The organism is Actinoplanes sp. NPDC049316, from assembly GCF_040677315.1.
Lineage (GTDB): Bacteria > Actinomycetota > Actinomycetes > Mycobacteriales > Micromonosporaceae > Actinoplanes.
Genome location: NZ_JBFAQM010000008.1, coordinates 208,267 through 219,940, shown reverse-complemented (window position 1 = coordinate 219,940; position 11,674 = coordinate 208,267). Strand labels below are relative to the sequence as shown.

The 11,674-nt window shown below is 72.8% G+C and carries 9 protein-coding genes; 3 read left to right on the top strand and 6 right to left on the bottom strand.

Annotated elements, in window-relative coordinates:
- Window positions 1-440: 440 nt before the first annotated feature.
- From AB0K03_RS15495 to AB0K03_RS15475, 5 genes are all read right to left on the bottom strand, one after another.
- Window positions 441-1,622 carry a MarP family serine protease gene (locus tag AB0K03_RS15495; RefSeq protein WP_364684686.1) on the bottom strand — a complete coding sequence of 394 codons (1,182 nt, stop codon included), beginning with the start codon at window positions 1,620-1,622 and terminating at the stop codon, window positions 441-443.
- Window positions 1,623-1,644: 22 nt separating this feature from the next.
- Window positions 1,645-2,349 carry a CoA pyrophosphatase gene (locus AB0K03_RS15490; protein WP_364684684.1) on the bottom strand — a complete coding sequence of 235 codons (705 nt, stop codon included), beginning with the start codon at window positions 2,347-2,349 and terminating at the stop codon, window positions 1,645-1,647.
- On the bottom strand, window positions 2,346-2,855 hold the full coding sequence (locus AB0K03_RS15485) for a TlpA disulfide reductase family protein (RefSeq protein WP_364684682.1): 510 nt from the start codon (window positions 2,853-2,855) through the stop codon (window positions 2,346-2,348). The genes AB0K03_RS15490 and AB0K03_RS15485 overlap by 4 nt, the downstream gene beginning before the upstream one ends.
- Window positions 2,856-3,229: 374 nt before the next feature.
- Window positions 3,230-4,066 carry an endonuclease III gene (nth, locus tag AB0K03_RS15480; RefSeq protein WP_364684680.1) on the bottom strand — a complete coding sequence of 279 codons (837 nt, stop codon included), beginning with the start codon at window positions 4,064-4,066 and terminating at the stop codon, window positions 3,230-3,232.
- Window positions 4,067-4,166: 100 nt separating this feature from the next.
- Window positions 4,167-5,363, bottom strand: a complete 1,197-nt coding sequence (locus AB0K03_RS15475; RefSeq protein WP_364684678.1) for a CapA family protein — start codon at window positions 5,361-5,363, stop codon at window positions 4,167-4,169.
- 203 nt (window positions 5,364-5,566) lie between these two features.
- On the opposite strand from AB0K03_RS15475, the gene AB0K03_RS15470 reads away from it, so the two are divergent.
- The 3 genes from AB0K03_RS15470 (at window position 5,567) to AB0K03_RS15460 (ending at window position 10,134) form a co-directional block, all read left to right on the top strand.
- Window positions 5,567-6,244, top strand: coding sequence for a Crp/Fnr family transcriptional regulator (locus AB0K03_RS15470; RefSeq protein ID WP_023562908.1), 678 nt, complete (start codon window positions 5,567-5,569; stop codon window positions 6,242-6,244).
- Between the two features lie 369 nt (window positions 6,245-6,613).
- Window positions 6,614-8,065 (top strand): carboxyl transferase domain-containing protein, encoded by a 1,452-nt coding sequence (locus tag AB0K03_RS15465; protein WP_364684675.1) that lies wholly within the window; start codon window positions 6,614-6,616, stop codon window positions 8,063-8,065.
- A gap of 62 nt (window positions 8,066-8,127) precedes the next feature.
- The gene (locus tag AB0K03_RS15460) at window positions 8,128-10,134 is read left to right on the top strand and encodes a biotin carboxylase N-terminal domain-containing protein (protein WP_364684673.1); all 2,007 of its coding nucleotides are present in this window, start codon (window positions 8,128-8,130) and stop codon (window positions 10,132-10,134) included.
- On the opposite strand, the gene AB0K03_RS15455 is transcribed toward AB0K03_RS15460, so the two are convergent.
- Window positions 10,135-11,649 (bottom strand): serine/threonine-protein kinase, encoded by a 1,515-nt coding sequence (locus AB0K03_RS15455; protein ID WP_364684671.1) that lies wholly within the window; start codon window positions 11,647-11,649, stop codon window positions 10,135-10,137.
- Between the last annotated feature and the right edge of the window lie 25 nt (window positions 11,650-11,674).

The window sequence follows — 11,674 nt, the reverse complement described above, 5'->3', positions numbered from 1 at the left end:
ACCGCAACGCGGGTCACCAGTCCAGCGCAACGCGGGTCACCAGTCCAGCGCAACGCGGGTCACCAGTCCAGCGCAACGCGGGTCACCAGTCCAGCGCAACGCGGGTCACCAGTCCAGCGCAGCGCGCGGGTCACCAGTCCAGCGCAGCGCGCGGGTCACCGGTCCAGCGCAGCACGCACGACGCCAGCACAGCGCGACTCGCCGCGCGCGGGTCCAGCGCCGCACGTGCGACCCCAGCACAGCTCAGCGCGGCTTGCCTCTCGCTGAGGTGGGCCGGTCGAGCAGGCGAGCCGGGCACGATCCAGCGACCCGCCGGCCCGGCAAGCAACCCGGCCCGGCAAGCAACCCGACCCGGCAAGCAACCCGACCCGGCCCGGCCCGGCGGCCGGTCGCGGATCAGCGGGCCGCCGACCGGCCCAGCGTGCTCGGGCCGACCGGTGTCAGGCGCAGTCGCCCGTCTTTACGCCGCGGGTGCGCTCGATGCCGAGCCGCGCCGTGCTGGCTGCCTCCGCGGCCGTCAGCGCGAAGCCCACGTTCCGGTCGTCCGCCGCGGCCGCGAAGATGACGCCGAGGACGTCGCCGTTCGGGGCGATGAGCGGGCCGCCGCTGTTGCCGCTCTGCACCAGCGCGCGGATCGTGTAGATCTCGCGGGTCACGTTGCCCGAGTCGTAGATGTCCGGGCCGGTGATGTTGCTGACGTCGCGGACCCGGGCGCCCTGGGCGTTGTACGGGCCGTCGAGCGGGAAGCCCAGCACGATGGCGTTGGCGCTCGTGCCCGCCGGCTTCCTGACGAACTTCATGGTCGGCGCCTTGAGGCCGGGCACGTAGAGGACCGCCAGGTCGCGCTGGGGGTCGTACACGACGACTTTGCCCTGGAGGCGGCCGTCGTTCTGGGTTTCGACCTCGATCTGGCGGGTGCCCGCGACCACGTGCGCGTTGGTCATCACGCGCTCGTCGGCGTACACGAAACCGGAGCCTTCGATGCGCCGCGAGCAGCTCGGGGCGGTGCCCAGGACCTTGATGACCGACTTGCGGGAGTTGATCACCACCTGGCTCTTCGCCAGCGCCGGGTCGGGCGCGGCGACCTCGCGCGCGTTGGTGCGGGTCAGGCCGCCGAAGACGTCCGGGAAGCCGTTGGTGTTGAGCGACTCGCGCAGGCCCGCCGACAGCGCCTGCGCCTCCTCCGGCATCAGCTTGTTGATGCCGTTGAGGACCGCGCTGCTGCGTACCTGGCGGTTGATCTCGGGGAACGGCGTCGAGCCGAGGGGTACGGCGATGAGCCACGCGACCAGCAGCACGGCGACCAGCGACACGATCGCGCCGCCCGCGTCGTCGAGGCGCTGCATCGGGCGGCTCTCGATGGCCCGCCGCAGTTTCGTACCCAGCCACCCGGCCAGGGTCTGGCCGAGCACCGCCAGCGCGAAGATGGTGACGAGCGAGACCACCAGCCGCACCGTGCCGTCCGCGAACTGGTTGGCGATCAGCGGGCCGATCTGCAGGCCGATGAGCACGCCGCTGAAGAAGCCGCCGAAGGACAGCGCCCCGATGACGAAACCCTGCCGGTATCCGCTGATCGCGAAGACCAGCATGAGCAGGATCAGGATTCCATCGACCACAAGCACTCGCTCAAGGTAGAAGGGACGGTCACGAGACCACCTCGTCGGAGGCGGCCGGCGCCGAGGTCGCCGGGACGGAACCGTTGGGCAGCTGAGGGTCGGGCAACTCCATCATGGGCCCCGGGCGCCAGGGGCGGCTCCAACCGGCCATGTCGAGCAGCGCGGAGATCACCCCGGCGGTGAATCCCCACACCAGCATCCCGCGCACCTGGAACGCCGGGCCGATCCAGCCGCTGGGGTGGCGTACCCGGATCCGGTTGGCGGGGTCGACCAGCTCGGCGACCGGCAGCCGGGCGACGTGGGCGACCTCGGCCCGGTCGACCGGCCGGACCGGGTGCGGGGCGTGCCACCAGGCCAGCACCGGAGTGACGACGAACCGGCTGACCGGGATGTACAGGTCGGGCAGGGTGGCCAGCACGGTCGCGGTCGCCGGGTCCAGGCCGACCTCCTCGCGGGCCTCGCGCAGCGCCGTGTCCGCCGCGTCGCGATCCTCCGGATCGGCCGCTCCACCGGGGAAGGCCGCCTGACCGGCATGGTTGCGCATGGTGGCGGCGCGCTGCAGCACGAGCAGGTCCGGCTCGCTGGGACGGTCCTCTCCCAGCAGTACGAGCACAGCACTCGCCCGCCCACCGGTCGCCGGGGGCCGCAGGGTGGTGAAGTCTTCGGTACGCGCGGACGCCGCCCGGGTCAGCAACGGCTCCCACCACCCGGGCAGCTCCTCCGGCGCGCTCATCCGGCCACCGTCACGCCGGTGTGGTCGCGCACCAGGGCGCCGAGGGCCGGCTTGTCGAGCGCCTCGCCGGTGTAGACGTACCGTTCGCCGTTCTCGCGGAGGAACACCGTCACCGGCAGATTGATCTTGCCGAGTGCGGTGAGCAGCTTCTTGTCGCGGTCGTAGAGCGTCGGCATGCTGACGCCGTGGTCGGACGCGAACGAGGCGCCGGCGGCGCGGTCGTCCCGGGTGTCGACGCCGATCACGTGCAGCCGGCCCGTGGTGGCGTCGGCGAGCTCCTGCATGAGCGGCAGCTCTTCGCGGCAGGGGGCGCACCAGGAGCCCCAGAGGTTGAGGACCGCCGGGCCGCGCAGGGCGGTGAGGCGCACGGGCGCGCCGCCGGTGAAGCACGGCAGCGCGAGGTCCGGAAGACCCGGCCGGGCGCCGGCATCCGGCCCACCGCCGGCATCCGGCCCACCGCCGGCATCCGGCCCACCGCCGGCATCCGGCCCACCGCCGGCAGGCATCCCCGAAGCCTCGGCGGAGAGCCCGGCCGGGGAAGAACCGACGACGGAAGAGCCGGCAGAAGGGCCGGCCGAGGAAGAACCCGCGGCCGAAGAACCGACGGCCGAAGAACCGACGGCCGAAGAACCGGTCGAGGAAGAACCAGCAGCGGAAGAGCCGGTCGAGGAAGAGCCGGCGGAGGACGGCGGACCTGCCGCGGGCGACGCCGGGGCGGGCGGACCGGCCAGGGCGGCGCAGTCGGCGAACGGCGCGGGCGGCTGGTCGGGGCCGGGCTTGACCTCAGTCGCCGTGCAGGCGGCCAGGAGCAGCACCAGCGGTGGGGTCAGCCACCGGGCCAGTGCCGGTCCGGGCGCCGGGCGGCCCGCGAGGTCTCGGCTCACGGCGCCTCCGGTGCCGTGACCGCAGCCGCCGGGACGAGGTCGGGGTCGACGCCCGCCTGCGCGGCGAGGTCGCGGGCGCGGGGGCCCTTGAGCAGCTTGGCCGCCGGGGCCGCCTCGGTCGGGCCGGTGCCGTACGACGGGCACATCGTCGCGAGGGTGCAGGCGCCGCAGGCCGGTTTGCGCGCGTGGCAGACGCGCCGGCCGTGGAAGATGATGCGGTGCGACAGCATGGTCCAGTCGCGCTTCTCGATGAGGTCAGCGACGAGGTGCTCGATCTTGACCGGATCCTCCTCCTGGACCCAGCCGAAGCGGTTGACCAGGCGGCGGAAGTGGGTGTCGACGGTGATGCCGGGAACGTCGAAGGCGTTGCCGAGGATCACGTTGGCGGTCTTGCGGCCGATGCCGGGCAGCGCCACGAGCTCCTCGAGCGTGCCGGGCAGAACCCCGTCGTGCCGCTCGACCAGAGCCTGGCCGAGCTTGATGAGGGAGTCGGTCTTGGCGCGGAAGAAGCCGGTGGGGCGGAGGACCTCCTCCAGCTGCGCCCGGTCGGCGGACGCGTAGTCGGCCGCGGTCCGGTAGCGGTCGAAGACCGTCGGCGTGACCTCGTTGACTTTCTTGTCGGTGCACTGCGCCGAGAGGATCGTGGCGACGGCGAGCTGCAGCGGCGTCGTGAAGTCGAGCTCGCAGTGCGCGTCGGGGTGCGTCTCGGCCAGCACCTTGGCCATCTTGCGGGCGCGGCGCTTGCGGCCGATGGGGGTCTCCCCCGCGAATCGCTTGGCCGACCGGGCGAGGACGGCCGCACCGGCGGGTGCGGCGACGAGGGGACGACTCACGCGAGCAAGAGTACGTCGCACCACCGACATTCCCGGCCACGGAACGGACCGGGAATCGCGGCCTCGCGGCCACCGCACCGATGACCAGGCGCTACGGGGATCAGGCCGGCGCGGAGATCAGCCCGTTCTCGTCGATCTTGGCGGCGGTGTCGCCGAAATCGGCCGCCGACAGTTCCCGGACCCGCGCGCGCCCGCGCTCGTTCGCGGAGTCCCGGATGGGCCGCCCGGCGGAGTTCATCGCCGTCGACAGGAACTTGCCACCCTTGAACGTCCCGTCCTTGGTGACCGTGACGCGCAGGATGCCGCCGTACCCGAGGACGCCGCCGCGGCTCAGCGTCCGCCCGCCCCCGGCGAAGTTGCCCAGGCTGTACGCGATGAGCTTGCCCTTGTAGAACTGCATGCCGCGCAGCACGTGCGGCCCGTGCCCGACCACCACGTCGGCGCCCGCGTCGACGACGGCGTGGGAGAACTTGATCGGGTCGCCCCGGTTCTCGCCGAAGAACAGCTCGTTGCCCGGTTTCACGTGGCCCTTGTCGGCGCCCTCCGCGCCCATGTGCACCTGCACCACCACGACGTCGGCCTGCCCGCTCGCCTCCTGGATCACCGCCCGTGCCGCCGGGAGGTCGTTCAGGTTGTTCGCCCCCGCGTACGGCGAGAAGCCCACGACCGCGACCTTCACGCCCTTGACCTCGACGACCGTGATCTGGCCCTGGGCGCCGGTGTGCTTGAGGCCGGCGCCCTCGAGCGCCTCGACGGTGTTTCGGTATCCCTGCGTACCGAAGTCCTTGGAGTGGTTGTTCGCCGTGTTGAGCAGCTCGAAGCCGGCCTCTTTGAGGTGCCCGGCGTACGAGGGCGGCGACCGGAAGGCGAAGCAGTTGTCGCGCGGGGGCGTGCCGCACTTGGAGGTGCCGGTGTCCTCGGTGAGCGGCTGTTCGAGGTTGCCCATCACGAGGTCGGACTTGAGCCCCGGTTTGACCGAGTCGAAGAAGCCCTTGCCGTTGCCGGCGGGCAGCTTGTTGGGCGCGCTGCCCATGATGATGTCGCCCGTGGCCGAGAACGTGATCGTGTCCGGCTTCTCCGCAGGCGTCTCCTCCGGCTCATCCGCTGCGGGATCCGTCCCGGAGGCGCGCGAGGAGGTGGGCGCGGCGTGCCAGGTGGCGGCCGCGCGTTCCGGGCCGCGGTCGGCGAGCGCCACGCCACCGAGGCCGGCGCCGGCGAGGACCGCCACGACGAGGGTGACGGTCAGGATCGGCCGGCCGAACAGGCCGGGCCGGTGCGGTGGGGGCTGGGAATTCATCGATCCGGACGATACCGTCGGGCGACAAGCCGTCGCGACCGTCGAACGGCCGACCATCGCTCACCGAGAGCGACGGACTTTCGACGATCCGGCGGCCGTGGTGGTTACGCTGCGAGATCTGGATCGAGGGGTGCCGCCCGTTTCCGGCCCGCGTGCGCCTAGACTGATCGTGCGCGGCGAAGCGCGTATTCGGAGGTACAGCGATGGATGAGGTACTGGCTCGCAGCGGGATCTTCCAGGGTGTGGACCCGGAGGCGGCCGAGGCGCTCGCCAAGGAGATGGAGACGATCGAGTTCCGCAAGGGCGACATCGTCTTCAATGAGGGCGAGGCGGGTGACAGTCTCTACATCGTTCTCTCCGGCAAGATCAAGCTCGGCCGGCGGGCCGCGGACGGCCGGCAGAACCTCGTCTCGATCATGGGCCCGTCGGACATGCTCGGCGAGCTGTCGCTGTTCGACCCCGGCCCGCGGACGGCCACGGCCACCGCGGTGACGGACACGCGCCTGGCCCGGCTGAAGAAGTCCTCGCTGCGCCCCTGGCTGAACAACCGCCCGGAGATCGCGGAGCAGCTGCTCCGGGTGCTCGCCCGCAGGCTGCGCCGGACGAACGACGCGCTCGCCGACCTGATCTTCACCGACGTTCCCGGCCGCGTGGCCAAGAACCTGCTGCAGATGGCCGGCCGGTTCGGCACCCGCGACGGCGGCGTGCTGCGCGTGACGCACGACCTGACCCAGGAGGAGCTCGCCCAGCTCGTCGGCGCCTCGCGAGAGACGGTCAACAAGGCGCTCGCCGACTTCGCCTCGCGGGCCTGGCTGCGCCTCGACGGCAAGAGCGTGATCATCCTGGACCCGGAGCGCCTGGCCCGCCGCGCCCGCGTCTGACGAAGCCGAGCGGCGCAAAGAGCGCCGCCACGGACGAAGCAGCAGGGCGAAAGCGCCGCCACGGACGAAGCAGCAGGGCGAAAGCGCCGCTACTGAAGAAGCAGCGGCGAAAGAAGCCCGGAGCCCGTCGGAACACCGACACACCTGAGAGGCCGTCCGCGAGGACGGCCTCTTCACATGCGGACATGACGGACAACCGCGCCCGTTATGCCCCATTCGCCACCTGATCAGGCGACAAAGCCGCCCCCGCAAGATCCGTGTCGCACCCGGTCAGCCGCTCGTTACCGAGGTGGTCGAGAGGCACTACGACGGTCGAGAGGGCGCGGTTTTGAACGAGGTGGCGGGCGTGCAGCGCAGCGGGGTGACGACGTGACGGTGCTGGACACCGCGATCGACCCGCGCACCCCCGCGTACCTGGCGAGCCGCAGCGCGATGCTGGAACGGCTGGCCGAGCTGGAGACGGCGCTGGAGGCGGCCCGGGCCGGCGGCGGGGAGAAGTCGGTCACCCGCCACCACGCGCGCGGCAAGCTGCTGCCCCGCGAGCGCGTGGAGATGCTGCTGGATCAGGACAGCCCGTTCCTGGAGCTGTCGCCGGTGGCGGCGTGGGGCTCGGAGTACCCGATCGGCGCCAGCGTGGTCACCGGCATCGGCGTCGTCGAGGGTGTCGAGTGCGTGGTCATCGCCAACGACCCGACGATCGAGGGCGGCGCGGTCAACCCGTACACGGTCGAGAAGATCCGCCGGGCCGCCCGGATCGCGTCGGTGAACCGCCTGCCGCTGGTGAACCTCGTGGAGTCCACCGGCGCCGCCGCGCCGGCGGGCCCGCCGCCGGGCGGCGCGATCGCCCGCGACCTGAGCCAGCTCACCGCGGACCGGGTGCCGACGGTGTGCGTGGTGTTCGGGGCGACGACCGGGGACGCGGCGTACCTGCCGGCGCTCTCGGATTACACGATCATGGTGCGCGGGCACGCGAAGATGCTGACGATCCATCCGCAGCCGGTACGCTCCGCCACCGCCAACGGCCGTCCCGCCCCGGAGGTGCGCAGCGCCCCCACGGTGCCCGCGGGCGTGACCGGCCCGGCCGACCAGCTGGCCGAGGACGAACGGGACGGGCTGCGGCTGGCGCGGCAGTGCGTACGCCGCTTCAACTGGCGCAAGCGCGGTCCGGCGCCCCGCTCGTACCCGCCGGAGCCGCCCCGCTACGACGCCGAGGACCTGCTCGCCATGGCCGGCGCGGACCCGTCGTCGGTGTTCGAGCCGCGCGAGGTGCTGGCCCGGATCCTCGACGGCAGCGACTTCGACGAGTTCAAGCCGGCCCAGGGCACCGCGCTGGTGACCGGCTGGGGCGAGCTGCACGGGTACCCGGTGGGCGTGCTGGCCAACCTGGGCGCCCCCTTCTCGCCGGCCGACACCCAGAAGGCCGTGCACTTCATCCAGCTCGCCAACGCGACGGCGACGACTCTGCTGTTCGTGCAGTACACCGGGGCGCCGTCGGCCGAGCAGCACGAGGCAGCCGATGTACGCCACGGCGCCCCCCTGGTGCACGCGGTGGCCAAGTCGACCGTCCCGCACCTGACCCTGATGATCGGCGGCACCCCGGCGGAGGAGGCCGGGGGGATCTACGGCCGCGCGTACGAGCCACGGTTCCTGTTCAGCTGGCCGGTGGAACGCCCGGCGGACGACTCGGTACCGCTCGGGAAGCTCCCGGACGACGGCGTCATCGACCCGCGGGACACCCGTACCGTCCTCGGCCTCTGCCTTTCCGCCGTGCACAGCGCAACCGTCGAGGGCGCCGAGCACATCGGCGTGTTCCGACCCTGATGGCCGCCGACGCCTCGAGTGCCCCCGAAAGCTCGAGTACCCCCGAAAGGTAGAGCAGAGCAGTGATCCGACGTCTTCTGGTGGCCGACCGTGGGGAGATCGCCCGCCGGGTCTTCGCCACCTGCCGCCTGGTCGGCATCGAGACGGTCGCCGTCTACTCCGATGCCGACTCCGACGCGCCGCACGTGACGGAGGCGGACTACGCGGTCCGTCTCACCGGCGGCACGCCGTCCTCGACGTACCTGCGGGGCGACCTGATCATCGCGGCGGCGAAGCGGGCCGGCGCCAACGCGATCCATCCCGGCAACGGGGCGCTGGCCGAGGATCCGGAGTTCGCCGCCGAGGTGGCCGACTCGGGGATGATCTGGGTCGGCGCGCCGGCCAAGACGCTCGGCACGCTGCACAGCAAGATCGACACCAAGGGCATCGTCGCGGAGGCCGGCGTGCCGGTGCTGCAGACGCTGACCGATGTCGAGACGGTCACGGAGTTCCCGGTCCTGATCAAGCCCGCCGGCGGCACCGGCGGCGCGGGCATGCGGGTGGTCCGCGACCCGGTCACGCTGGCCGAGGCGGTGGCCTCCACCCGCCAGGAGACCGGCGACGACGTGTTCTGCGAGCCGTACCTGGAGAACGTGCGGCACATCGAGGTGCCGATCGTGGCCGACTCGCACGGCGCGGTGGTGCCGTTCGGCGAGCGGGAGTGCTCGGTCCAGCGGCGCTACCAGAAGATCATCGAGGAGACGCCCTCGCCCGCGGTCGACCCCGCGCTGCGCGAGCAGCTGTGCCGGGCGGCGATCCTCGCGGTCCGGTCCATCGGGTACGTGGGCGCCGGCGCGGTCGAGTTCCTGCTCGAGGAGGACGGCTCCTTCTGGTTCGTCGAGCTGACCCCGAGCCTGCAGGTCGAGCACGCGGTGACCGAGTGCGTGTCCGGGTACGACCTCGTGCGCCTGCAACTGCTGATCGCCGAGGGCGGGAACCTGCCGATGCCCGGCCCGCCGCCGATCCGCGGGCACGCCATCGAGGTACGCATCTGCGCCGAGGATCCCGCGTACGCGTGGCTCCCGGCCGCCGGCACCCTGCACCGCTTCAAGGTGCCGGACGTGGCGGGCTCGTTCCGGCCGCTGCCCCAGCCCGGCCTGCGCCTGGACGCCGGGGTGGTGGACGGCTCGGTGGTCGGCGGGCAGCACGACTCGATGCTCGCCAAGCTCGTCGCGTGGGCGCCCACCCGGCAGGAGGCCGCGCGGATGCTCGCGTCGGCGCTGACCCGTACCGAACTGCACGGGGTGGTCTCGAACCGCGACCTGCTCGTCCGCGTGCTGCGGCACGGGTCGTTCCGGGCCGGGGACATCGACACCGGCTTCCTGGACCGGCACCCGGAGGTGTTCGCCCCGCTGCTGTCCAGTGTGGACGCCGTACGCATCTCCTGCCTCGCCGCCGCCCTGGCCGGCGCCGCCGCCCGGCGCTCGACCGCCCCGGTGCTGCGCTCGCTGCCGTCGGGGTGGCGCAACGTGCCGTCCGGCTCGCAGACCGCCGTGTACGACGGCCCCGCCGGCCCGGTCGAGGTGGGCTATCGGATGAACCGGCACGGCGAGCTGGCGGGCTGGTGGGTCCGCGCGGTGGACCCCGAGGAGCTGGACCTCGCGGGCCTCGGCCAGGCGCCGACGCTGGACGATCACCCGCCCACGGTCGTGGTGCACGCGGACGGCTCACGGGTCGACCTCGACGTCAACGGCATCCGGCTCAGCCTCAAGGTGCACCGGGTCGGCGACGTCTCCTACGTGGACAGTCCCGAGGGCTCGGTCACGCTGCGGGAGCTGTCCCGTTTCCCGCTGCCGGCGCCCGAGGCCACCGAGGGCTCGCTGATCGCGCCGCTGCCCGGGGCCGTACGCCGGGTCCTCGTCGTGCCGGGTCAGCGGGTCCGCGCCGGCGAGCTGCTGCTGACCCTCGAGGCGATGAAGCTGGAGCATCCCGTCCACGCGCCCTCGGCCGGCGTGGTCGCCTCGCTGCCGGTGCACCCGGGCGCGGAGGTCGACACCGGCGAGCTGCTGGCGGTGCTGGACCCCGAGTAGTCAGCCGCGGCTGAGCACCGGGCCGTGCAGCTCCCCCGCACCCTGGCCGGCCAGGCAGCGGAAGGTCCGGTCCTCGGTCGTGGGCGGGAGCACGGACAGCGCCCACTGCGCCGCGTCCCGGCGGGCGGTGGTGCGCCGGAACACCGACCTGCTGCAGACCCGCAGCACGGCCGGATCGGTGGTGACGGCGTCGCGGTCACGGGGGTCCACATCGGAGGGCAGCGAGCCGACGGCGAAGACCTCCCAGCTGTGCCGCTTCGCGCAGGACACCTTGCGGGCCACCGGTCCCGTGCCGGCCCGCAGGGTGAAGCACTCGAGCTCGCCGGGACAGTACGACCGGGCGGCGAGGCAGCCGGGCAGCTGGGCCATCGCGGCGGGCAGCGCCGAGGCGGTCGGCGCGGCGAGCCGGGACGCCACCGAGCGGACGGCCGGCCCCTGCGCCGCGGCCAGCAACGACCCGCCGATCGACGCCGCGAGCAGCAGGGCGACGCCGAAGCCGCCGAACAGCCACTTCCGCTTGCCGCGCTTGGGGTTCTCGGTGTGGACGGTCGGCGTCTCGTCCGCGCCGGCGGCGTCACGCGTCGGCGTGACCGGCGGCACCGGTCGCGGCGGGGACGCGGTGTGGTGCGGGCGCGGGGCCGGCGGAACGAACGTCGAGGACCGGTACACGCCGGCGGACCCGTGGCCCGGGCTCAGGTGCACCCCCGCGAGCATGTCCCGCAGCTGCTCGGCCGTGGGACGGTCCCGAGGGTCGTTGGCCATGCCGTACCGCAGCACGTCGGTCAGCGAGCGCGGGACGCCGGGCAGGTCCGGGATGGGCTTGGTGAACATGTCCATCAGCGTGATGAGGCTGGGGCTGCGGTCGCCGTCCCACCGCGGCGGCCGCCCCCGCATGACCGCGTAGAGGGTGGCGCTGAGCGCGTACACGTCGACGGCGCCCGAGGGGTCGGCGTGCGAGAACATCTCGGGCGGCGCGTACGCCGGGGTCAGCACCTCGAGCGTCACCGAGGAGTCACGCATCTCGCCCAGCACGGCGAGGCCGAAGTCGGCGAGCACGGCCGGGTTGAAGTGCGAGTACAGGATGTTGGCCGGCTTGACGTCGCGGTGCAGCACGCCGTTGGCGTGCGAGTGCACCAGCGCGTCGGCGATCTTCACCCCCAGGTCGCGGGCCTCCACCGCGCCGAGCGGCGAGACCCGCATGCGGTCCAGGTACGACCCGTCGCACAGCTCCATGATCAGGTACGGGTGCTGGTCCACCGTCACGCCGACGTCGAACAGGTCCACCACGTGCGGGTGCGACGACATCCGCCCGGCGGCCTTCGCCTCGCGCAGGAACCGGGCCTGGTCCCGCGGGCTCTCCAGGGTCCGGTTCTCGACCTTGATCGCGACCTCGCGGCCGACCGAGTCCTGTGTCGCTCGGTACACGGTCGCGTACCCTCCGCGTGCCATGACGGACAAGCCGGACATGCCTGGCACGTAGGGCACGGGCAGGCGACCAGGCGGGGTTTCCGTCACGGCTTAGAAAATACGCGAAGCACGG

What these genes read in the sequence shown, in the direction of transcription:
- AB0K03_RS15470 (WP_023562908.1), top strand. Translation starts at nt 5,567, where the DNA reads ATGGATGAGGTACTGGCTCGCAGCGGGATCTTCCAGGGTGTGGACCCG.
- AB0K03_RS15475 (WP_364684678.1), bottom strand. Translation starts at nt 5,363, where the DNA reads ATGAATTCCCAGCCCCCACCGCACCGGCCCGGCCTGTTCGGCCGGCCG.
- AB0K03_RS15485 (WP_364684682.1), bottom strand. Translation starts at nt 2,855, where the DNA reads ATGCCTGCCGGCGGTGGGCCGGATGCCGGCGGTGGGCCGGATGCCGGC.
- AB0K03_RS15490 (WP_364684684.1), bottom strand. Translation starts at nt 2,349, where the DNA reads ATGAGCGCGCCGGAGGAGCTGCCCGGGTGGTGGGAGCCGTTGCTGACC.